This window comes from Paraglaciecola sp., assembly GCF_030730205.1.
GTDB lineage: Bacteria > Pseudomonadota > Gammaproteobacteria > Enterobacterales > Alteromonadaceae > Paraglaciecola.
In genome coordinates this window covers 18758-42778 of sequence record NZ_JANQVQ010000304.1, presented here as the reverse complement: position 1 = coordinate 42778, position 24021 = coordinate 18758, and the positions used below count along the sequence as shown (strand labels likewise).

Annotated in this window: 14 protein-coding genes; 6 read left to right on the top strand and 8 right to left on the bottom strand. The window is 44.3% G+C overall.

Going from position 1 to position 24021, the window contains the following annotated elements:
* Positions 1-7 precede the first annotated feature (7 nt).
* The 4 genes from NWQ57_RS19915 to NWQ57_RS19900 all read left to right on the top strand — a co-directional run bounded on the left by NWQ57_RS19915 (position 8) and on the right by NWQ57_RS19900 (position 4403).
* Positions 8-1249, top strand: coding sequence for an argininosuccinate synthase (locus NWQ57_RS19915; protein WP_306023936.1), 1242 nt, complete (start codon positions 8-10; stop codon positions 1247-1249).
* Entirely contained in the window at positions 1249-2625 is a 1377-nt protein-coding gene (gene argH, locus NWQ57_RS19910) for an argininosuccinate lyase (RefSeq protein WP_306023935.1), read from the top strand. The genes NWQ57_RS19915 and argH overlap by 1 nt, the downstream gene beginning before the upstream one ends.
* Before the next feature lie 32 nt (positions 2626-2657).
* The gene (gene argA, locus NWQ57_RS19905; protein ID WP_306023934.1) at positions 2658-3968 is read left to right on the top strand and encodes an amino-acid N-acetyltransferase; all 1311 of its coding nucleotides are present in this window, start codon (positions 2658-2660) and stop codon (positions 3966-3968) included.
* A 90-nt stretch (positions 3969-4058) separates the two neighbouring features.
* Positions 4059-4403, top strand: a complete 345-nt coding sequence (locus NWQ57_RS19900) for a HopJ type III effector protein (protein WP_306023933.1) — start codon at positions 4059-4061, stop codon at positions 4401-4403.
* 49 nt (positions 4404-4452) lie between these two features.
* On the opposite strand, the gene NWQ57_RS19895 is transcribed toward NWQ57_RS19900, so the two are convergent.
* From NWQ57_RS19895 to NWQ57_RS19885, 3 genes are all read right to left on the bottom strand, one after another.
* Positions 4453-5535 carry a HupE/UreJ family protein gene (locus NWQ57_RS19895; protein ID WP_306023932.1) on the bottom strand — a complete coding sequence of 361 codons (1083 nt, stop codon included), beginning with the start codon at positions 5533-5535 and terminating at the stop codon, positions 4453-4455.
* Between the two features lie 98 nt (positions 5536-5633).
* Complete coding sequence (locus NWQ57_RS19890; RefSeq protein ID WP_306023931.1) at positions 5634-8621, bottom strand: TonB-dependent receptor; 2988 nt, start codon at positions 8619-8621, stop codon at positions 5634-5636.
* 101 nt (positions 8622-8722) lie between these two features.
* Positions 8723-12589, bottom strand: coding sequence for a carbohydrate-binding protein (locus NWQ57_RS19885; RefSeq protein WP_306023930.1), 3867 nt, complete (start codon positions 12587-12589; stop codon positions 8723-8725).
* A gap of 637 nt (positions 12590-13226) precedes the next feature.
* Between NWQ57_RS19885 and NWQ57_RS19880 the strand changes: the two genes are divergently transcribed.
* Complete coding sequence (locus NWQ57_RS19880) at positions 13227-17162, top strand: GDSL-type esterase/lipase family protein (RefSeq protein WP_306023929.1); 3936 nt, start codon at positions 13227-13229, stop codon at positions 17160-17162.
* Positions 17163-17240: 78 nt separating this feature from the next.
* Here the strand turns inward: NWQ57_RS19880 and NWQ57_RS19875 are convergent, their stop codons facing one another.
* From NWQ57_RS19875 to zwf, 5 genes are read right to left on the bottom strand one after another with little or no spacing between them, the layout of a single operon-like run.
* Positions 17241-17882 carry a bifunctional 4-hydroxy-2-oxoglutarate aldolase/2-dehydro-3-deoxy-phosphogluconate aldolase gene (locus tag NWQ57_RS19875; protein ID WP_306023928.1) on the bottom strand — a complete coding sequence of 214 codons (642 nt, stop codon included), beginning with the start codon at positions 17880-17882 and terminating at the stop codon, positions 17241-17243.
* A 5-nt stretch (positions 17883-17887) separates the two neighbouring features.
* Complete coding sequence (locus NWQ57_RS19870) at positions 17888-18841, bottom strand: glucokinase (protein ID WP_306023927.1); 954 nt, start codon at positions 18839-18841, stop codon at positions 17888-17890.
* A gap of 22 nt (positions 18842-18863) precedes the next feature.
* On the bottom strand, positions 18864-20681 hold the full coding sequence (edd, locus tag NWQ57_RS19865) for a phosphogluconate dehydratase (RefSeq protein ID WP_306023926.1): 1818 nt from the start codon (positions 20679-20681) through the stop codon (positions 18864-18866).
* Positions 20682-20690: 9 nt separating this feature from the next.
* Positions 20691-21383: a 6-phosphogluconolactonase gene (gene pgl / locus NWQ57_RS19860; RefSeq protein ID WP_306023925.1), complete on the bottom strand. Its 693-nt coding sequence runs from the start codon at positions 21381-21383 to the stop codon at positions 20691-20693.
* On the bottom strand, positions 21383-22873 hold the full coding sequence (gene zwf / locus NWQ57_RS19855; RefSeq protein WP_306023924.1) for a glucose-6-phosphate dehydrogenase: 1491 nt from the start codon (positions 22871-22873) through the stop codon (positions 21383-21385). Before zwf ends, pgl begins: the two co-directional genes overlap by 1 nt.
* Before the next feature lie 281 nt (positions 22874-23154).
* Between zwf and NWQ57_RS19850 the strand changes: the two genes are divergently transcribed.
* Positions 23155-24006 carry a MurR/RpiR family transcriptional regulator gene (locus NWQ57_RS19850; RefSeq protein ID WP_306023923.1) on the top strand — a complete coding sequence of 284 codons (852 nt, stop codon included), beginning with the start codon at positions 23155-23157 and terminating at the stop codon, positions 24004-24006.
* Positions 24007-24021: the final 15 nt, after the last annotated feature.

Below are 24021 nucleotides of genomic sequence, written 5' to 3'. Positions count from 1 at the left end.
AAACAACATGGCTAAAAAACAAATTAAAAAAGTAGTACTCGCCTATTCAGGTGGTTTAGATACCTCAGCAATCATTCCTTGGTTAAAAGAAAATTACGAGGGTTGTGAAGTTATCGCCTTTGCCGCAGACGTAGGTCAAGGCGAAGAAGAGCTTATCGGTTTGCGTGAAAAAGCCTTAAAAACCGGCGCAAGTGAGTGTTACATCGTTGATTTAAAAGAAGAGTTCATCGCTGACTACGTATTCCCCACCATTACAACGGGTGCCGTATACGAAGGTGAATACTTACTTGGTACATCTATGGCACGTCCTATTATCGCCAAAGCTCAAGTTGAAATCGCGCTAAAAGTCGGGGCTGATGCCTTATGCCACGGTTGTACCGGTAAAGGTAACGACCAAGTGCGTTTTGAAGGCACCTTTGCGGCCTTAGCCCCTGAATTAACGGTTATTGCGCCTTGGCGCGAGTGGGACATGGTCTCACGTGAAGACTTACTCGCTTACTTAGCCGAGCGTGACATTAAAACCTCAGCCTCTGCCACCAAGATTTACAGCCGTGACGCTAACGCGTGGCACATTAGTCATGAAGGTGGTGAGCTTGAAGATCCTTGGTGTGAGCCAAGTAAAGGGGTTTGGACATTAACGACTGATCCAGAAGATGCGCCTGATCAAGCAGAGCGAGTCATGTTAAGTTTTGATGCAGGCAAACTCATTGCCGTTAACGGTGAAGCATTGACACCTTATGAAGCAGTAATGAAATTAAATACCATTGCTGGAGCGCATGGTGTAGGCCGTATCGACATCGTTGAAAACCGTTTAGTCGGCATGAAGTCTCGTGGTTGTTATGAAACGCCAGGAGGCACAGTAATCGTTGCCGCTTACAAAGCCCTAGAAACCTTAGTCCTCGACAAAGCCGCCCTTAAATATCGTGAGCAAATTGGCTTAGAATTTTCACACGTTATGTACGACGGTCGTTGGTTCACCCCCTTAAATGATGCCCTATTAGCGGGCGCTGCCAGCTTCGCTAAGAAAGTGACTGGCGACATCGTGGTAAAATTGTATAAAGGTCAAGCCACAGTGGTACAACGTCGTTCACCCAATAGCTTGTATTCTGAAGACTTTGCCACCTTTGGTGCCGATGACGTATACGATCAAAGCCATGCTGAAGGGTTTATTCGCTTATACAGTTTATCGAGCCGTATCAGCACCTTAAACCAAAAGGCTCGCGCCCTTAAAGAAGAAGGTAAAGCCTAATGAGTTTATGGGGTGGTCGATTTCAAGATGGCAGCAGCGCCATGTTCAGACGGGTAAACGATTCGTTTCCCTTTGATCGTGCCTTGGCAAGCCAAGACATTCGTGGCTCGATTGTATGGTCTCGTGCCATTTGTAAAGCTGGCGTAATAACGCAAGACGAGCAAGCTCAACTCGAAACAGCCTTAAACGCCTTGTTGGTTAAAGCTGACGCTGGCGAGCTTGATTTTGATGCAAGTGGTGAAGAAGACATACATAGCTTTGTTGAAGCCACCCTGATTGAACAGTTAGGTGACGTCGCACGTAAACTCCACACCGGCCGCAGTCGTAATGACCAAGTGGCCACCGATTTTCGTTTGTGGTGCCGTGAACATGTCGAGCTTCTTAGTCAAGATTTACGACACGTTATTCAGTCTTTACTCAGTACCGCAAATAATAATCTTGACGTTATTCTACCGGGTTATACCCATTTACAACGTGCGCAACCCGTTCGGTATCCGCACTGGTGTTTAGCCTATGTAGAGATGTTCAAACGTGATTTAAGTCGATTACACGATTTAAAAGTGCGTTTAAACCAATGCCCCCTAGGCAGTGGTGCCTTGGCCGGTACGGTGTACCCTATTGATCGTCAAGAAATAGCCACGCAGTTGGGCTTCGACAGCCCATGTTTAAACAGCTTAGATGCGGTTTCTGATCGCGACTACGTGTTAGAAACCTTATTTGCTGCCAGCACCAGCATGATGCACTTGTCGCGCATGGCAGAAGATTTGATCTTCTTTAACACCGGCGAAGCAGGTTTTATCACCTTAGGTGACCAAGTCACCTCTGGTTCATCCTTAATGCCACAAAAGAAAAATCCTGATGCCCTAGAGCTCATTCGCGGTAAATGTGGTCGGGTATTTGGTAGCTTGCAAGCTATGTTGGTGACCATGAAAGGCTTACCTTTGGCCTACAACAAAGACATGCAAGAAGACAAAGAAGGCCTGTTTGACGCAATGACACAATGGCATATTTGTTTATGTATCGCCAGTGAAGTCATCGACACCATCAAACTTGATAAAGAACGCTGTGCTAAAGCGGCCCGTGAAGGCTATGCCAACGCCACTGAACTGGCTGATTATTTAGTGGGTAAAGGGATCCCCTTTAGAACCGCTCATGATATTTCTGGCCAAGTAGTACTGGCTGCGCTTGCTCAGAAAAAAGCCATTGAAGAACTCAGCTTGCCTGAGCTCAAGGAATATTCAGCGTTAATTGAAGACGATGTCTATGAAATTTTGCAACTTGAGTATTTGGTCAATAAACGCAGCATTTTGGGCGGTACTGGCATAGAGCCGGTCAAACAAGCCTTAGCTAGTGCTGTCGCGTTTAACCAACAATAGTCGCAAAACCTAAACCAAGAAAAGGAATCAATGTGGTCGTTTCGCATATAGATAGTGTCAAAACTATTCGTAATTCAGCCCCGTATATCAATGCTCATCGTGGTAAAACCTTTGTCTTGATGTTTGGTGGTGAAGCCATAGAAGACGCTAACTTCGCTAATATTATTCATGATATCGCCCTGCTTAATAGCTTAGGAGTAAGACTGGTATTAGTGCACGGCGCACGGCCGCAAATTGATCAACGTGTGCAATTACGCAACTTGCCCTTTCGTTTTCAAGACGATATCCGCATTACCGATAAACAAACCCTTGAATGTGTTAAAGATGCAGCAGGGTCGGTAAGGGCACAAGTGGAAGCACTATTAACCATGGGCTTGCCCAACTCGCCCATGCACGGTGCGCAAATTCGCGTCTGTTCAGGTAATTTAGTCGTCGCTATGCCCATTGGCGTGCGTGACGGCGTGGATTTTGAAAATACCGGCTTGGTACGCCGCATTGATGTCAATGGTATCAACGACCATCTCAACGATGGCTCAATTGTACTGCTTTCGCCAATGGGCTATTCGCCAACAGGCGAAGTATTTAATTTATCGCACGAAGATGTGGCAACCAATGCGGCTATTTCGTTAAAAGCCGACAAGCTTATTTTATTTACCCCTGATGATGGCATCATAAGTGAAGATGCTCACCTGCTGCGTAATATAGAAATTGACCAATTGTACGGTATGCTGAATAACCCGTTTTATGCCGCGCAAAAACTCTCTTTGCAAGCTATCGCTTCAAGTTTGGAGTCAGGAATTAGTCGTTGTCACTGTGTAAGTTACCGTCAAGATGGCGCCTTATTACAAGAGCTCTTTACTCGTGATGGTGCAGGCTCGCTTATTGCCCAGCGTTCTTACGAACAATTACGCGCGGCCAATATCGAAGATGTGGGCGGGATACTAAAACTCATTAATCCACTTGAAGAAAAAGGTATCTTGGTGAAGCGCTCAAGAGAGCGTTTAGAAAGTGAAATCGAGTTATTTACCTTAATTGCCCGAGACGGCATGACCATCGCTTGCGCTGCACTTTATCCTTACCCAGAAGAAGAGATGGCTGAGTTAGCCTGCGTTGCTACTCATAGCGACTACCGTGGTGGTAATCGCGGTGAACGATTGTTACACGCTATTAAAACCCAAGCCTTACAACAAGGCATTAAGTCTATTTTTGTTTTAACCACCGTGACGGGGCATTGGTTTTTAGAACAAGGTTTTATGCCTGCCAGTCTGGAAGACTTACCAGCTAAAAAGAAAGAGCTTTATAATTTTCAGCGTAAATCCAAAGTATTTATCTTACATTTATAATAATACAAGGGGCTGCAGTCTTTTGCTGTTTGCCCTCGTTCAAACTAGATTCTGCCCCCTATGACACATTCGCTACAAACAGGACCCATCATGACCCAGCAAGAATTACTTTTACAACTCAACACGACACCTGAGCTTGTTCAATTTAGTGATGTGATCCAGATGATAACCACCCACTTCGATTATCAAGCCACAAGGTTTAAAAATGGCGACATTGTCAACGAAGCAGGAAGTAATGAAGGCTCATGCAAACTCTTGTATTTTGCTCAGTTCAAGCAGTTGTCCGAGACTCAAACCTTGCATTTATTTGGGGATTACTATCGTCAAGATGTATTGGCAAACCCAAGTGGTAGTGATCATGGCAATATTCGAAACTTTATGAAATTTGGTTGGCAGGGCGTGCAGTTTGAGGGCGTGGCGCTGGCTGAAAAATAACACAGACAAATGACAACAAAACACGAAAGAGCGCTAACACAGCGCCCTTTTAATTAAAAAAGCGTTCAACTCCCCAGATACAGCCAAGAATGACCGTCGCCACGGATATCAGCGGCACTATATAGTGGCGGTATAAGGCATATTTACTCAGCCACCACAATGCAGGTAAAACAAGGGCTGATAAGGCAAGCTGGCCTATTTCTACGCCTAAATTAAATGCCAGTAATGGAATGAAAATAGGTGCGCCCGCGCTGCCAAGCCCTAAACCCGTTAACACATTAGCAAAACCGAAACCATGCAGTAAACCAAAGGCGCTAGTAAGTAACCATCGATTCGGCGGACGATGTTGATAGTAGAGATTTTCTAGCCCCACATACACGACCGTTAGCGCAATCGCCAGTTCAATCCAGTGTTGCGGTAAGTTGAAAATGTGCAGTGAAGCCAAGGATAACGTGATGGTGTGCGCCACAGTAAAGCAGGTAATAATGAGCGCGGCGGCTTTCCACGTTCTGCATACAATCAATAAGGCCAATAAAAATAGTAAATGATCAAAGCCGATTAAAATATGATGCACACCCAAGCTCAGAAAGCTTAAAAATACCCCCTCGTAATTCGCTTGTTTGGTCTTGCCATCAAACGACACTTCGTCATAACGGTGAGTAAAAGTGTGAATAAATAAACCCACTTGGATATGCTGAGAATTAAAAATACTTAGGGTAAGTTTAAATTCTGGATTGGTCTGATCAATAAAATCACTGCGAAAACCCAGCATGCCTAAGGCTGAATCAGGATAAAAAAGTGTAAAAATCACAGAGTCGGTTTCTGGGATGATTTTTATCTCAACAGTGTCAGCGCTCATAGGCTCACCATTGAGGGTTATCTCAAAAAATTGTTTGGCTTTGTGACTAAGGTGTGTCCGTATATTCGGCAGATTCTCGACACTGAGCTGATTATTCTGATTAATCAGATCTTGAGTGAAAATATCCGCGGTTACGGCAGCTAAATACAGCTCAAGGGTCAGTTGATGTTGTTGGTTTATGTTGACTTTTGCCTCGCCAGAAAATACATCATGGGCATGACTCACCCAAGTAAGCATCAGTAAAGCGATAAACATGACAGCGCGTATTAACATCAAAATACTCTATACAATTAGCAATAACCAACAACAATTCATTTCATACCACGAAAAAGGCACAAGTTTTTTGACTTGTGCCTTCATTTTTCACTTACTTACATCTTATAAGAAAAACCTACTGAGTACTCTCGTCCAGACCACTGCAAATCAGTAAGACGACCAGGACCGGCATTTTCGCTTTTTACTTCGCTTAGTAAGTTACGGCCATCAATATACACTTTTAAGCCATTATCAAAGGTGTAAATCAGCTTAGCATCCATGTAACCGGCTTTATCTACAAACACAGGGTTGCCTGAGCGGTCAGAAGTAGCGCGGGCTAAATATTCGTCTCGGTAGTTATAAGCAATACGTGCACTCCAATGGGTATCTTCATAAAAAACAGACAAATTATATGAGTTTTTAGACATAGAAGGGAAAGGTAATTCCTCTCCAGTTAGACTATTAAATATGCCTACATCGGCAGATTCCATATACGTGTAGTTAGCACTCCCCCCCATGTTACTCAATATTCCGGGTAGAAAATCAAAGATAGTCGAGGCCTGTAACTCAAGGCCTTTGTTTTTGACCCCACTGCCATTGAGTTTCTGTTTTACATCCCACAGGCGACCATCACCAAAAAAATCCACATCGTAGCGGGTATCGGCATCAATGATCCAGCTGGTAATGTCTTTAACAAAATAGCTGCCCGATATAATGGATTGGTCGTCCGGATACCAATTTAGCGCCACTTCCCATTGTTCAGCCATATAAGGTTTCAAAGCGGGGTTGCCTGCAGAACAGGTATTTCTGTTTTCATCTCCTAATTCTGACAACCTTGTGTAATAAATTTTACAGGTGGCATTAACGTTAAGATCGCTAGTTTTAGGATGAGCTAATACCTTAGCTGCGCCAACATACAACACCAATTGGTCAGGAATAAGACCCAAATTTAAGTTAATACTGGGCAGGGTATCTGAATAACCTTCAACCACGGTTTTGCGACCTAAGAAATTATCCGGATGATCAGGATCTTCAATGGGGGCTTGAGGCAGACCATTTGCGCCCACAAGCACATTACCCAATTCATCTTTTGGGTCAACATATACCGTTTCTCTTACATCGCCGTTGGCACCGATTTCGGTTTCCACATAACGTAAGCCTACGTTACCCCAGAACCGTAAACCCATTACCTCCCGTTCAAAATTAGCCTGCAAATAATAAGCATCTGTGTTGACCACCTGATCAAAGTTACCAAGTTTGGCATCTAAATCATTGCGGCTTACATTTTCTTGTGAAACAAATTTCATGACTTCAAGGAAAGGTTCACTATTCACTGCCCAATAAGTGCCTATGGTATCAACCCCTAAATCATACCCTTCAAACAATTCTCGTGACTCAAATGTGCGACCTGTTAATACATTGATATTGTCTTGCAATGTCCAAGGTACACCGTTATAGGAAGCACCCACGTCACGAATAATGTTGTATTCATAATTAATGTTTTCTACCGACACTGAACTACTGCGGTAGCCACCTCGGAAAATGGTAAAAAAATCAGAATCAGGAATATACGTAATATCGAGCTTTGCCATTATTTCTTTGGCTTCGTCAGCAGTGGGTGCATATTTGTAACGTACTCGGTTACGATAACTGGCTGGGTCGTTTATATTAAACCTATCTGATGTGTCATCCTCTGAGCCAGGAAGCCTGTTGTAAAAATACCCTTGGTTGTAATCCCATGAGGGTATTCCGCGCTCATCTAAGGTCACTTTAATCCCAGCAATATCATTGGTCGTGGTTTGCGTATCACGAGAATCAATATCTTGATCGGAGGTAGATTGCGATACCAAACCCTCAACTCGCCATGCGTCACGGGCATACACAAAACCAGCATCTAATAAACTGGTTGTTTGATCCCATGCAAAGTCTAAGGTTCGATTGGTAACACTAGCGGCTTGTGTCACAAAGGATTTAACGTTATGTAGCTCATCAACCACAACTGACTCAGGCATCACCCGCGCTGCTGACCCCACTGCTAAATCAATATTTAAGTCGAGCGCTTGTTTGTCACGGGTGTTGTAGGTGTAACCTACATGAGTCGAAAGGCTATCATTTAAACGATACTGCAGCATCACTTGCGAGCTTAGGCGTTTTTCATCTCGCCCCCAAATACCATATCGAGGCGTTGCTGGTGAAAATTCCCACCACTGTTTTTCACAGGCAATCGGATCGGTGGCTGCCATACAATCAGCTTGCACAGTAATATCGGCATAGGCCGCATCAATAGACGTTTTCTCATCTACACCATCATAATCAGCGTAACGATTCCATTCAGTGTTTCTAATCGCGTGGATCATGGTGCTTTTGTCGGAACCAGTCACATTGAGAAGCAAACCTAAGTCTTCAGTAAACTTGTGCACACCAACAAAATTAAATTTCGGACTGACGTTACCAATCAAATCGTTATATTGTCCCTCGGCACTTACAGACAAAAAGTTTGACTCAAACTCATTAGGTTTGCGGGTTTCAACTTGTATCGTGCCACCAATTCCTCCTTCCGTCATACGGGCTTCAGAGCCTTTAATCACATCAAGAGCCTTAATTAATTCAGAGGCCATATCACGGAAATCTACGCCCCGAGTTCCACCAAAACCAAGGGCTGATACATTATTCACTTCAACTTTCACTAAGTCGGGCTCAACACCCCGTAAACTAATTTGATTCCCTTCGCCAAAATCGCGACTGAGTTGCACACCCGGAATACGTTGTAGCGCTTCAGCTACGTTTTTATCGGGAAACTGGCCAATATCCTCAGCGACTAACGAATCCATCATGGTGCCGCCATTCTTTTTACGGTCTAAGGCTTTTAACTGGCTAAAGCGCATTCCCGATACTTCAATGACCTCGACTCCGGATTCATCGGCCTCAGTGTCACTGATTTCTGATTCTAATTCGGCTGGTGCCGGATTTTTTTCTACTTGCTGCTCTGCGAGCGTTTGCGGCTCTTGAGCGGCATAAATTGGGGTCATTACAACCAGCGCTGCACTACTGGCGAGAATGGCAGCGATAGTTTTACCTAAAGTATTGTGTTTGAAATTAATCATGATTCCCTCATTCTAATTTGAGTTATCTGGAGAGCTAAATTTCTCTTTTCATATCGTGATAACGCTGCCATAAAAAACGATTTTTATGGCAGCCCTTGGGTTTATTGACACGCAATCGGGAGGGGAGCATTGCCGCCCGAGGTTGACTCGATAGTTAAACTGTCAACGTTAGCCAAACCACCAGCCGTTCTTGAAATAAGGGCAATATCAGCTTCCCCAGTTTGTAACTCAACAGTGACGGTAACCGGTACATAAGTCGTCCAATCACCTGGGTTCATGTCTACTTTGGCTACCGCTTCAGTACCATTGATGTCGAGCCTGCCCCAACGGTTATCCGTGCCGCCGTTGGCGTAAACAAAGGTAAAGGTGTAACTACCCGCCTCAAGCACATTCACTTTCCAGTAAACACCTTTGTCGAGTTCGTTAGCGGTATTGGAAAAACCAGTCCCAGTAAAACCAGGGTTGTTGTTTTCAACCGCGCCATCCACTTTACAGAAACCCACTTGGTCCTCCTCTAATTGCAAAGACGTCACCACCGGGGCGGCCTCAAATTTCACCTCAGCTTCAGGATCAGTATTTATCACCGTGCCATCACTCATGGTAACTTTGAACATGTACCAATAAGTCGTATCTTCAACCAGACCGGTGGTATCTTGATACACGCCTTCAGCATCAACTCCACTGGCAATGCGCTCACGACCATCAAGGGCATTTGTAGTATTCCGATACAACTCAATTCCGCTGATGCTGGTGAAGAAGTTTTCTAATTTCCATGACAAACTAATCCCACCATCACTAAGTACTGAGAACAAATTCGCCTTAGGTATAGGCACGGCAAACAAGGTCTCACCTTCTGCATCGGTATTCACTGTTGTACCGTCAGCCAGACGCACTTTAAACATGTACCAATAGGTGGTGCCATCCACTAAACCGGTGGTATCGGTGTAGCTACCTGCGACAGGAACGCTGCTTGCCACCCTGACTCGATTCGCTGTACCGGCAATCGTATTGCGATAAAGCTCAATATAATCAATCTCTTGACCAAAGTTTTGCAAGTTCCAAGTGATATCCACTTGTTGACCATCAGACTGCACATTCATATTGGTTATATTGGCCGCATTGGTAATTTCACCTTCAACATCGGTACTTGGGGTTGATCCATCCGCTAAGGTGAGTTTGAACATGTACCAATAGGTAACCCCTGGTTCAGCTGTCGTATCGAGGAAGGTTCCTTGCAATACATCAGTGTCAGGCAGTATCGTTAAACGAGTACGACCACCCGCTTGAGGTAAGGTATTACGGTACAATTGTGAACCGACTATTACAGGGAAGTTTTGTAAATCCCAACTTAAGGCGATACCAGCATCTGTGTACGTAGAGGTGAGATTTGTCACGGGTACAATAATATGTTCACCAAAAACAGGGTCGGCACTTATTGGATCACTGCCTGAAACCTCAAACTCTATCCAGTAAAAATACTTGCCACCAGGCACCGTTGATGGATCGAGCCAAGAGCTCGTCGATACCGCAGGAGAGCCTACTGAAACACGCGTTGCTGAATCAGGTGGGGTATTTTCATCAACGGCATCCGCTCGGTAGATTGTGATGGTATTGGCATCAACATTTTTAGTTGACCATTCTAGTGTTACGCCATCTGGTGAACTGACCCCGTTAAACACTACAAGAGGAATTAAACTTGATGTGAGTTTGGTTTTCGATAGTGCAAGCTCAGAAATTTCAGCGCCACTGCTGTCTTTTAACACTGCCCAATAGTAATAGGTCACATCAGGTAGTGCAGTATCATCATCGAAGGTGGTTTGCCCCTGAGGTATTAGCCCCACACTGACTCTTCCGGCCACACTGTCGGTGGTGTTGCGGAATATTTCGATACTGTCGGCATCAACATTATTTAAATAAACATTGATTGAAACACTATCTTCATCACCTTGCGCCACTAACTTTGTTAACTCACCCAATTCCACGGTTTGCATGGTGAATTGGGGCCACTCACGTATCGAGGTTAATGCTGTATCGGTGTCACTGCCTAAATAGAAACTAGGATGTGGGGGTTGATTGTACGCAACATTTTGCCAAGCAATGGCTTCACGATACTGCACGTCGTGCATTAGAGTGGGTAACCTGATATCCGTAGGTATTGTAGTTGAAAAGATCATTAACTCTGTGCTGTCGGTATTAGCAAAGACAACTTCTTCGCGCCAATCACCGAACAAGTCAGCAGATAAACTTGGGGTTGCCTTAGTACCGTTGTTTGATACTGCATTAAAGGCACTACCTTCAAATATCACTTCAGAACTACTAGTCTGAGGATTCCACTTATAAATATTCGTTCCGTCTAACAACTCTCTGAGTAAATCACCGTCCCACCAAATGGCAAAATTCATTTGAGCAGGTCTTTCGGTGTGCCCTTCTAAAATAACCGTTCCATCAGCAGCCACTAGCCCACCGCGGGATCCCCAATTTTCATTGCCGCTATAATTAGGGTCAATATCCACACTCACACCGCGACCAACGTCAGCACCATCAGAAGGACGACGCCATAAAATTGCGCCTGTTTCGGCATCGTGAAGCTCTACGCCGTACTCGATACCATCTTTGGTGTAACTCGTTGGGCTTTCATGCACCATGAACACTTCTAAGCCGGGGCGACTTGGATCAATATCAGACATATGCAAGGCATCGCCATGCCCTAAGTCAGTGCTATATAAAGCTGTGCCGTCATTATCGATGGCAGCGGCACCAAAGATGATTTCGTCAAATCCATCAGCGTCGACGTCGCCAATCGTTAAGCTGTGCGCACCTTGTCCAGCAACGATAGCATCAGCAGCACCGAAATTTGTATCAAAGGTCCAGCGGCTCACAAATTTGTTATCCCGCCAGTCGTACGCCGCAACAACGGCGCGAGTATAGTACCCGCGAGACATAAGTAAGCTTGGAGAATCGTCACCTAAATAAGCCACTCCAGCCAAAAACCTGTCGACCCTATTGCCGTAAGTATCGCCCCAATCACCGACGTTACCGCGAGCGGGTTCATAGTTAATGGTGTCGAGTGCTTCACCTGATAAACCATCAAACATGGTCAAAAATTCTGGGCCATCCAATATATAGCCCGAAGCATTGCGATAAATTGCCGTTGGGTCACCAATAACCGTGCCGCGACCATCAATGGTGCCATCGGCGGTTTTCATGGCGATTTCAGCACGACCATCTTGATCAAAGTCAAAAGCCATAAATTGGGTGTAGTGAGCCCCTGAACGAATATTAGGACCAAGATTAATGCGCCACAGTTGTTTGCCTTCCATGGTATAGGCATCAATTAAGGTATCGCCTGTTGCCCCTGATTGGGCATTATCCTTGGCATTACTGGGATACCATTTGACCAGCAGTTCATACTGACCATCACCATCTAAGTCTGCGACTGAAGCATCATTAGCGCTGTAACTGTATTCGCTACCCTCAACAAAACCATTTTCAGGTTTATTCAGTGCAATACTTAGATAGGAATGAGTCCATGCTGAGCGTTTTTTAGAAGCACCAACTTCTTGCTCGGATACAAAGGCTTTTACCTGGTAACTATCTGTGGCAAGGCCTGTCTTGTCTTCGTAAAAGGTCCGATCAATGACATAATTTGTTGTCAATAATTCATCATTTTTATAAATTTTAAAGCTGACCTTTTGAGAATCAGAGCCTAAAAAACGCCAACTGAGCGCATTGCCATCTGCTGTCGGCATAACCACTAGGCCTCTATCTAAAAATTCAAGCGCCTTACCATCTCGTGCGGGATCACTAAGTTCGACAACGACTGGCGGTGTACCGGTATCTACCACAACCTCATTATCTGGCGTGAAGTCCTGCTTACAGCCTGTTATTGCCGTCGATAACATAAGGGGCAGCATTACTTTTGCGAATAAACGACCTTTCTCTTTTTGTACCCAACCATCCGAACTCATTGTTGTTATCTCCTAAAAATAATATTCATCTATATATTTGGTCGATGTTTAAGCAACACACCATTGGAAAAGCGGTATCAATAATGAGGGTATAAACAGGCTCGGTAGTACTTTAAGCAAAAAGTAACCAAAATCAGCCACACCAACCCAAATTAATCATAAGCCATCATATGTAATCAAATGAATAATTCCTATAACACTTGGTTAACATTATTCATATATGAATAATTATTTTTACGTTTCAGCAAAATGGGGAGAATAAATCTATTTTCGGGGTGGGCAAGGAACAGTGCGCCCCCTTATCTAAATATGACTTAAAAATATTAGAATTATCAATGACCTTAATTTACTTCCTGAACACTAGATTTAAGCCTGTCACCATTTAAATATTCATATATAAAACTTTTCACATTTTTTCGTGAATGGCATTTGTGTCGCTAAGTTGATGAAAAAACACACTTAATGAAATCCAAAACAAAGTCACAACCAATCAAATACAGTCAGAATGTTAATAAACTTGATTGCATTTGCATCATAAAACTTTATATTGCGCGCAGCCTTCATTTGTTAACGAAAGGTATAATTTACGTAAACTTTAAGAAAAAACTAACATGCGGGACACGAATCGAGGAATGACATGAATAAATATCTTGTTTTATCAATATTACTGCTATCAGTGATAGGTTGCGGTGGACAAAAGAGTACAGAGATAGGCAGCACTGCCCCTCCTATTATCGCCCCTGCAGAACCAAGCAATCCGCCGCCAACAACACCTGAACCGAATGAAGTCATCATTGAAGAAATGACAGCTGGCTTTTGTACCTTAACTGGGGAAGTCGAAAACGAATATACGGGATTCACAGGTGAAGGCTATGCCAATCCGAGTGATACTGAAAACTCAATAGTGAAGTGGCAAGTCAATGTCACTAAAGCGGGAGAATATACTCTCGAGCTTCACTACGCAGCACCTATTGATTTACCCGCCACATTTTCAGGCAATAATAATCGTGTCAACATTGCCTTAGCCTCTACAACAGCATGGGACCTTTGGACGACAGACTCAGCCGTTTTATTCCTAGCTGCAGGTGAAAATACCATTACACTCAGCGGCACAAAAGCTGAGGGCTTACCCAATATTGACTCTCTTACAGTAAAAGGTGAAGGCTTGACTGCTGGCGCTTGTGTTTTTGAAGCAACCATACCGGAAGTTGACGTCCCGACGGCTGACAAACGCGTGTATGTTATTGGCGATTCAACGGTAGCCAACTATGGCGCCTCATATTATCCGCAAAAAGGATGGGGCCAACTATTACAACTTTTTTTCAAAGACACAGATATTGAAGTGGTTAATCGCGCAAGAGGCGGACGCAGTTCAAGAAGTTATTACACTGAGGCGGGCGTGTGGGATGCAGTACTCGCAGAGATCAACAGTGGCGATTACCTGCTTATTCAATTCGGCCATAATGACCGGGACTTTAGTAAAGCAGAGCGATATACCCCACCAGCAGACTATGAAACGTACCTCACCAATTATGTAAACGAAGCGCGAGCAAAAGGTGCAATTCCAGTGTTAGTCAGTCCGATGATTATGAATGCCTACAACGGTGACGTCTTGCGTAATGTGTTTACCGAAACCGGCAATGACTATCGTGGTGCGATGCTAAAAGTAGCTACGGAGCTAAATGTGCCCTTTATTGATTTGAATATGAAATCTTTTGAGCTGGTTACTGCTCTTGGTAAAGAACAAGCATCACATTATTTATATTTAATTCTTGATCCGGGCGAATACCCAAACTATCCGAATGGCTCAAATGACGGTACACATTTTCAAGAAACGGGCGCGGTTGAAATGGCCCGACTTATTGTTGAAGGACTGGTTGAATTAAAAGACCGAGTAGACATCGCCCCTCTGATGTCAACCTTGCAGCATCGCTACGAATTAAGTGTTGAAAATGTCGGCGCTAATAACAGCATTATCACCGCTGGGAACGCTTACCCTGCCGGCACCCCCCTGACCTTCAAAACAATTGAAGGTGATAGTGATACCTTCGATGCTTGGTACAACTGGGGACAGAAAGTCACTGAAACGAGTATTTATCAAACGACGATGCCAGCCAGTAAATATACCGTTGTAGCCGCCTTTAATGGCGCCATTCCCATAGCCAATTTTAATGCAGCAACATTATTTATTATTGGCGACTCGACGGTTGCTGATTACACCGACAACTACTACCCGCAAACAGGCTGGGGACAAGTATTTCAAACGCATTTTGATGACGCGAAAATCACCGTAGATAACAGGGCGTTAGGCGGCACCAGCTCAAAAAGTTTCTATGAAAATCATTGGGATTCGGTAAAAGCGGATATCTCAGCAGGTGACTTTGTCTTTATTCAATTTGGTATCAATGATCGCAGTACTGATGCCGATCGAGCCGCCCCAACCGGCGGAGCTTTTGAAGGTTTTCTCACGCTTTTTGCACAAGAAACCATCGATGCAGGTGCGACACCAGTATTCATTAGCTCAGTGCGCCGTAACCAGTGGCAAGCAGGTGCACCCTACGATGCCTATCACGAGCACCCTATCGTAACAGGCGAACTGGCTGAAACTCTAGGCCTAGCCTTCATCGATTTAGATAGCAAAAACAAAGCCCTGCTTGAAGAAGTAGGTGAGGATTACGCCAATCAATTTTATTACATGGGTTTTGCTGCGAATGAGTATGACAATTTCAAAAATGGTAGTGATGACACCGTTCATTTTCAACAAGCAGGAGCGATTGAAATTGCCCGTTTGGTTCGAGAAGGCGTAGCAGAGCTTAGTACCAATCAAGCAATTGCACCGCTGATTGACGCTTTGCAACCGCTTTATACCTTAACGGTCGAAAGTCCTACACCTGAGGCTGGCGTTTTTACTAAAGGCTATGCCTATCCTATTGGAAGCCCCTTGACGGTCAAAGCGTTGGCCAAAACAGACAATATCTTTACTCAATGGCTAGATGAAAATAGTGCTCAATTATCTGATAAGGCCATTTACCAATTCAGTTCTGACGACAGTGACTCGCTATTACGTGCCGTGTTTAACAACAGTGAAGGACTTGGTATGCCAAGTACCAACCTCGTATCCCACTTAGATGGTACCAAGGTGGTATTAAATTGGAACTTACAAAACTTCGATCCAGCCATTAGTTATCTTGAGCTATATCGTAATGATAAAGAAGACACGGTTGGCCGTACACGAATTGTTGCTGGTGCAGCACACACAGGGACCTTTATCGATGAAACCGCAGTTGAAGGTACAACTTATTGGTACATGTTTAAAGTGACACAAGATACGGTTACCAGCAATACCGCGCCTGAAGCACAAATAAGAGTGCCCTATGTCACTGAAGTGCCAGTCACTAACTTAGTTGCAGTGGTGGATGGCACTGCAGTAGAACTTAGCTGGGATCTAAAATACTTTGACCCCGATATCAGCTACTTAGAACTGTACCGTAATGACAAAAATGACACCGCAGGACGTACTCGAATTATTGCTGGCGCTGCTTTAGCAGGAAACTACAGAGATGAGGGTTTAGAGCCGGGAAAAACATATTGGTATATGTTTAAAATGACCCAAGATGGTGTGACAGGTAATACCGCTCCAGAAGCAGAAAGCCTTATACCAAATGATGCGTTACCAACTCCCCCTGCTCCAACAGATCCAGGCACACCAGCGCCGACTAGCCCCGTAACCAATCTAACGGCAGTGGTGGATGGTGTTGATGTTAACTTAAGCTGGGACTTACAAAATTTTACGCCTGATATCACCTATTTAGAACTCTACCGTAATGACAAAAACGACACCGCTGGACGTACTCGAATTGTTGCTGGTGCGTCTTTAGCTGGCACATTTAAGGATCAAGGATTAGAGCCAGGTAAAACATACTGGTATATGTTTAAAATGACCCAAGATGGTGTGACAGGTAATACCGCTCCAGAAGCAGAAAGCCTTATACCAATTGTCGTGGGCGCCCCTAGCACGAACTTAACGGCCACCGTGAACGGCAATGCTATCGAACTAAGCTGGGATCTGCAGAACTTCACACCCGCCATTACCGCTGTTGAAGTATATCGAAATGATAAAAATGACACTAGCGATAGAACCCGCATCTTAAGTGGCGCGCCATTGATGGGGACATTTAAAGACGAAACCGCGGTAGCGGGCACAACGTATTGGTATATGTTTAAGCTCACTCAGGGGGATAGCACAACCAATACCACACCAGAAGCAGAGACCATGATCCCGCCCGTAATCACCTTGCCTGTCACAAATCTGACGACCACAGTGAGTGGTAGCGATATTACTGTGAGCTGGGACTTACAAGGCGCCAATCCAGATATCACCTATTTAGAACTGTATCGAAATGATCAAAATGGTACATCGGGGCGCACCAGGATCATAGCAGGCCCGGCTCTTACTGGTAGTTATGTCGATATGGGTTTGGTGAGCGGCACAACTTACTGGTATATGTTCAAAATTACTCAAGCTGGCGTGACGTCAAATACCGCGCCAGAAGCAGAAATAACGATACCCTAAACCACTATTTGTAGAATATCCAAAAACTAAAAAAGCCGCTTAAGCGGCTTTTTAACATTCAAATAAGGTAAATTTGGCTTATTTAGCCCCAGCGACAGCTTGCTTAGCTAACTCAGTAATTTTGTCCCACTCACCGTTTTCCATTGCGCCATCTGGCACTAACCAAGAACCACCCGCACAACGTACGTTAGGTAAGGCAAGATAATCTAAGTAGTTGCTGGGACTAATACCGCCGGTTGGGCAGAACGCGACATCAGGGAATGGACCACCAATAGCTTTCAATGCTTTAACACCACCAGAAGCTTCAGCAGGGAAGAATTTAAAGTGGGTATAACCATGATCTAAACCTTTCATCAATTCTGAAATAGATGAAATACCTGGTATGAGTGGAATATCGCCCTCATTACCCGCTTCGAGTAAATCAGGTGTCATTCCTGGGCTGATTGCAAACATCGCACCTGCATCTTGCACTTCTTTTAATTGCGCACGATTGGTTACTGTACCTGCACCAATTAATGCTTCCGGCACTTCTTTCGCGATCTTAGCAATGACTTCTAACGCAGCGGGGGTGCGCAAAGTAACTTCTAATACGCGGATACCGCCCGCTATCAAGGCCTTAGCTAAAGGCACAGCATGCTCAACGTCTTTAATGACCAACACAGGTACAACGGGTCCTTGGCTGAAGATTTCTTCAGAGCTTAATTTCCAATTTTTTGTCATTGCAATTACCTTTTAAAATTTTGTGCTAAATAGGCCATGGCACCAATTAATCCGTGATCTGGCTCTGTAATAATGAAAGTAGGGATACCGGCAACATAGTCGCGGAAACGACCTTTGGCTTCAAAACGTTGACGAAAATCACTGTCCTTTAAAAAGTTAAGAAAACGCGGGGCAATACCACCACCAATATACACACCACCGCGGGTGCCCATATTGAGCGCTAAATTACCGGCAAAACTGCCCATAATTCGGCAAAACTGTTTAAGTGTAGCGAGACTCAACTGACAACTCCCATCTAAAGCACGGTCAGTAATATCAGCTGGGTCATCAAATACCGCCGTAAGACCTCTGTCTTCGGCCAATGCTTGATAAATTTGCACGAGGCCGCGACCAGACATCACCTCTTCAGCAGACGCATGCCCATACTTTTTGGTCAAAAAGCGCCAAATAGCTAAGTCATCTTCATCCACAGGAGCGAAATCTACATGGCCGCCTTCACCGTCTAAGGCTAACCAACCTTCTGCGGTCTGGGTCAAGTGTTTAACACCTAAGCCCGTACCCGGACCAAAAACCGCAATATTGTCGGTCGGTACCGATTGGCCACGACCGACTTGGGCTTTTTGTTGCTGATTCAACACAGTGACCGCATGTGCTACTGCAGTAAAATCATTAATTACGCCCAACCACTCCAGCCCTAGGGATTCTTGCAGCGCAGAGATAGAAAATTGCCACTGATTGTTTGTCATAGAAACAAAGTCACTATTTACTGGACAAGCCAAGCCTAAACAACCCGCGGTGAATTTTGTATCAGCGAATTCACTCAAATAAATTTTGATAACAGCATCAATCGAACCGTAATCACTGCACAAATACTTTTTGATATGGCTTAATTTACCATCATCAATTTGTGCAAGGCGGATATTTGTTCCGCCTACATCAGCAACAAAACATGCACTCATAGATGTTTCCTGACTTAGTCTATTATTGACCAAAGAACAGCGAGCAAGCGCCTTCTTCAGCACCTGTTAACGTAGAGCGCATGCCAGCAAACATTTCACGGCCCATGCCAATTTGATGTAAGGCAACATCCGTAATGGTCGCTTCTCGCGCGTCTAAGGTATGACTGTCGACAAGCAAACTCATCACACCCGTTTGGGTATTAAGCTCAATCATGTCACCGCTTTGTACCTTGGCGATTAAACCACCTTTACAGGCTTCCGGAGTCACGTGGATAGCAGCGGGTACCTTACCTGACGCACCTGACATCCGGCCATCCGTTACTAACGCAACTTTGAAGCCTTTATCTTGTAGCACACCAAGAGGAGGAGTCAGACTGTGCAGTTCAGGCATACCAATAGCCGATGGCCCTTGGTTGCGCACTACCACAATACAGTCTTTATTTAAGTCACCCGCTTTGAACGCTGCGGCTAGTTCAAACTGATCTTCAAATACCACAGCTGGAGCTTTTATGATGCAATGGGTTTCACGCAATGCAGACGTTTTCATTACCGCACGGCCCAAATTACCGTGTAAGACGGATAAACCACCATCTGGCTTGAAGGGTTTAGCGACACTGGCCACAACATTGGTATCAAAGGACTCGGTAGGACCATCACGCCATTCCAATACACCATCATTCAACACAGGCTCTTTGGTATATTGATCAAGACCACGACCACAGATAGTGTTCACATCATTATGTAATAAACCACCGTCCAATAATTCTTTGAATAACAAGGCCATACCGCCAGCTGCGGTAAAATGGTTGATGTCAGCAGAGCCGTTTGGATAAATACGCGTTAACAAGGGAACGGCGTTAGAAATGTCAGAGAAATCATCCCAATTGATAATATAACCCGCTGAACGTGCCACTGCCACTAAGTGCATGGTGTGGTTAGTTGAACCACCGGTTGCCAACAAACCAACCAAACCGTTGACCAAAGCTTTTGCATCAACAATATGGCCAATCGGCATGTAGTTATCACCTAAGTCGGTGATACGGGTGACTTGACGAGCCGCTGCATCAGTTAAGGCATCACGTAAAGCTGTACCTGGGTTAACAAATGATGAACCAGGCAAATGCAAGCCCATGGTTTCAACCACTAACTGGTTACTGTTCGCTGTACCATAAAAAGTACAAGTGCCGGCTGAGTGGTAAGATTGAGATTCAGCCTCAAGCAATTCTTCACGGCCTACTTTACCTTCAGCATAGGCTTGACGTACGCGCGCTTTTTCTTTGTTTGGAATACCAGATGGCATTGGACCTGCAGGTACAAATACTGTCGGTAGATGACCAAAACTTAAGGCGCCCATTAGGAGTCCAGGAACGATTTTATCGCAAATACCCAACATCAAGGTGCCATCAAACATATTGTGTGACAGCGCAACAGCGGTAGATAAGGCAATCACATCTCGGCTCATAAGACTCAGATCCATACCCGGATTACCTTGAGTCACACCATCACACATTGCAGGAACACCACCGGCAAACTGTGCAATACTGCCGACTTCAGCAATCGCTTTTTTCAATTTTGCAGGATAGGCTTCGTAAGGTTGGTGGGCCGACAACATATCATTGTACGAAGAGACAATAGCAATATTTGCTTTTATCATGCTACGTAAATCCGCTTTTTCTTCAGCACCACAGGCAGCAAAGCCATGAGCCAAATTACCGCATGACAAGACGCCGCGATGGGGACCTTGAAGACGGGCTTTTTCGATTTTTGCGAGATAAGCACTGCGTGTCGCTTGGCTGCGCTCAATAATTCGTTGTGTTACTTCTTGAATAAGCGTATTCATGACGTTCTCCTATGGTGCCCACATTAATTCGACGTTGACATTGTTTAGTATTGCTCTGATGGGCATCTCTAGTTCATTGTTATCGGCTAAGGCTTTCGCTAACACTTCTCTTTTTGCATCACCGGTAAGGTGCAAGAATACATGTTTACTACTGACTAACGCTGGCAAAGTAAAGCTCATGCGTTGATTAGGTGCGGTAGTAGGTTGTACCGCAATAAAGGTCTCACCTGAATCAAGGTCAAGGCCAGCAGCAATTTGTGTTGAACAGGGAAAGAGTGATGCCGTATGTCCATCTTCCCCCATGCCCAAAATAAGCACATCAAAGGGGCGCTTAAAATTAGCAAAATTTGTATTACAGGCTTCGATAGCATCCTGCGCATTCGCGTGGGCGGTTTTTAAACCAACAAAATTGGCCTCAGCCGCTTTATTAACTAATAGCTTTGCTCTGACCATTTTTTCGTTTGATGCATCATTCTCTACATCAACCCAGCGTTCGTCCGCCAAACTGATGTCAACCTTGCTCCATGCAAGGTCAACATGAGACAACGCTTCAAACAATGCTGCAGGTGTACGACCACCAGACACAACTAAGCTAGCCCGCCCGTCGGTTTCAATGGCGGCTTGCAAAATTGCACTGATACGCTGACAAAAGTCTTGGTTAAGGGCATCAGGTGTTTCGAACAATGATTGACGTAAAGGCATTATTTTTTCCCAATTTTACTTTCGTACCAAGAACGGTTTTCTCGTGCCATTAAGGCAATCGATTCAGTTGGTCCCCACGTTCCTGCTTGATAAGGCTCAGGAGGCTCATTGCTGGAGCGCCATGCATCTAGAATACCGTCAACCCATTTCCATGCGGCTTCCACTTCATCACGGCGAACAAACAAAGCCTGATTACCTAACATTACTTCAAGCAATAATTTTTCATAGGCATCAGCGATACGTTCACCTTGGAAAGTTTCAGAAAAACTGAGGTTTAAACGAGACTTCTGTAAATCCATTGAACCTGTACCGGTTAAACCAGGCACTTTATTCATGACCGTCACTTCAACACCTTCGTCAGGCTGTAGTCTGATCGTTAGCTTGTTTGGCGGTAACTGTGGGAAACTGTCTTTAAACAAGTTGTGCGGTTGGCGTTTAAAATAAATAACCACTTCACTGGTTTTTCCAGGTAGGCGTTTACCCGTGCGCAAGTAAAAAGGCACTCCCGCCCAACGCCAGTTATCTAATTCAACCTTAATAGCCACAAAAGTCTCTGTCTTTGAGCTTACGTTTGCATCAGGTTCATCTAAGTAACCAGGCACTTCTTGGCCCTTTACAAAACCATTAACATATTGGCCTCGTACGGTTTTTTCACGCATATTTGATGAGTTAATAGGACGCAAACTTTTTAATACTTTAAGTTTTTCATCACGGATGCTGTCTGCGTCTAAGTTAGCGGGTGGCTCCATGGCAATTAAAGTCAATATTTGCAACAGGTGATTTTGCACCATATCGCGCATTTGACCAGCTTCGTCAAAATAGCCCCAACGGCCTTCTATACCCACGGATTCAGCAACGCTGATCTGTACATGGTCGATACAGTTGTGATCCCAATTTGTGGCAAAAATAGAGTTAGCGAAACGCAAGGCAATCAGGTTAAGTACGGTTTCTTTACCTAAGTAATGGTCAATACGATAAATCTGTGACTCATCAAAGAATTCAGCGACCTGATCGTTGATGACTTTTGAAGAAGCGAGGTCGTGACCAATTGGCTTCTCCAATACCACTCGCATGCTTTTGGTAATAACATTCGCTGCTTTTAAACCACGACAAATATCACCAAAAATAGAAGGAGGAGTGGCAAAGTAACACACCATTAATCGTCCAGATTTAGCATGGGACTTAAACGCGGAGTAACTTTTAGCCTCTTTCATATCAACACAAGCATAAGCCAGTTTTGACGAAAAGCGCTCCCACGTTTCCTCACATAAAGGTTCTTTAGTAAACTTTTCAACGTTCTCTTTGACCATAGCGACATAGTCGCTATCTGAAATCTCATTTCTTGCAACACCAATTATTTTGGAGTCTGCATGCATGAGGTTTGCTTTTTCAAGTTGATATAAAGAAGGAAGAAGCTTACGACGTGCTAAATCACCTTTGGTGCCGAACAAAACAAAATCACAAGGTTCGAATGAATTTTCCAAAACCATTTTTATCTGCCTATCTGCTTAAACGAATTGAATGATTACAGTTACCTTAATGAAGTAAGACCACAATCAATAAGAATCTGTGCTAAAAGTTAACATTAAATGTAGTAAATTTACAACTTTTTACAGGGTCTACCACCACAAAAACCCCTTTATTTACCCAAAAAGAGGCGTAAAATGGAAGTGTTTCTGTTAATTAATTACAACTTTAGTACCCGGGTAGCTATGTACAATGTTAAAGTACAGCTACAAAAAACAATTATAATGAAGTTTTTGATGCAAGTATGAATATTCTAGAAAAAATAACCCAACACAACGCTGCGTTTAGTAAATCTGAACGCAAAGTAGCTGAAGTCATTCTCGCTAATCCTCAAACTGCGATCCACAGTAGTATTGCTACGTTAGCCAAAATGGCTGATGTCAGTGAACCGACGGTAAACCGTTTTTGTCGGCGCCTAGATACCAAGGGCTACCCTGATTTTAAATTGCATCTTGCTCAAAGCTTGGCTAACGGTACGCCCTACGTGAACCGACACGTAGAAGAACACGACGGTCCAGAGGAATACACCAAGAAAATCTTTGAATCAACCATGGCCTCTCTAGAGGTAGCGCGCCAATCAGTCGACATTCATACGATCAACCGCGTGGTAGATTTGCTTACTCAAGCGCAAAAGATTTCGTTCTTTGGCTTGGGTGCTTCAGCTTCTGTTGCTCATGATGCATTAAATAAATTTTTTCGCTTCAATGTACCAGTTGTGTATTTCGAAGACATACTTATGCAACGAATGAGCTGCATGAACTGTACAGAAGATGATGTAGTAGTGCTGATTTCTCATACTGGGCGCACCAAAAGCTTAGTGGAGATAGCACAAATAGCCCGCAGTAACGATGCAACGGTTGTCGGTATTACCTCAAAAGACAGCCCCTTAGGCAAAGAATGTAATTTGGTCTTGTCACTCGATGTGCCCGAAGACACTGACATGTATATGCCCATGGCCTCCAGAATAGCTCAGCTCACATTAATAGACATATTGGCCACTGGCTTTACTTTGCGCAGAGGAAATAAGTTTAGAGAAAACTTAAAACGCGTCAAAGACACCCTGCGCGGTTCCCGTTTCGACAAGAAAAATGATTAAGCGATTACGCAAACA

Coding starts and splice junctions, on each gene's coding strand:
- NWQ57_RS19915 (WP_306023936.1), top strand. CDS start 8: ATGGCTAAAAAACAAATTAAAAAAGTAGTACTCGCCTATTCAGGTGGT.
- argH (WP_306023935.1), top strand. CDS start 1,249: ATGAGTTTATGGGGTGGTCGATTTCAAGATGGCAGCAGCGCCATGTTC.
- NWQ57_RS19900 (WP_306023933.1), top strand. CDS start 4,059: ATGACCCAGCAAGAATTACTTTTACAACTCAACACGACACCTGAGCTT.
- NWQ57_RS19895 (WP_306023932.1), bottom strand. CDS start 5,535: ATGTTAATACGCGCTGTCATGTTTATCGCTTTACTGATGCTTACTTGG.
- NWQ57_RS19890 (WP_306023931.1), bottom strand. CDS start 8,621: ATGATTAATTTCAAACACAATACTTTAGGTAAAACTATCGCTGCCATT.
- NWQ57_RS19885 (WP_306023930.1), bottom strand. CDS start 12,589: ATGAGTTCGGATGGTTGGGTACAAAAAGAGAAAGGTCGTTTATTCGCA.
- NWQ57_RS19880 (WP_306023929.1), top strand. CDS start 13,227: ATGAATAAATATCTTGTTTTATCAATATTACTGCTATCAGTGATAGGT.
- NWQ57_RS19875 (WP_306023928.1), bottom strand. CDS start 17,882: ATGACAAAAAATTGGAAATTAAGCTCTGAAGAAATCTTCAGCCAAGGA.
- NWQ57_RS19870 (WP_306023927.1), bottom strand. CDS start 18,841: ATGAGTGCATGTTTTGTTGCTGATGTAGGCGGAACAAATATCCGCCTT.
- edd (WP_306023926.1), bottom strand. CDS start 20,681: ATGAATACGCTTATTCAAGAAGTAACACAACGAATTATTGAGCGCAGC.
- pgl (WP_306023925.1), bottom strand. CDS start 21,383: ATGCCTTTACGTCAATCATTGTTCGAAACACCTGATGCCCTTAACCAA.
- zwf (WP_306023924.1), bottom strand. CDS start 22,873: ATGGTTTTGGAAAATTCATTCGAACCTTGTGATTTTGTTTTGTTCGGC.
- NWQ57_RS19850 (WP_306023923.1), top strand. CDS start 23,155: ATGAATATTCTAGAAAAAATAACCCAACACAACGCTGCGTTTAGTAAA.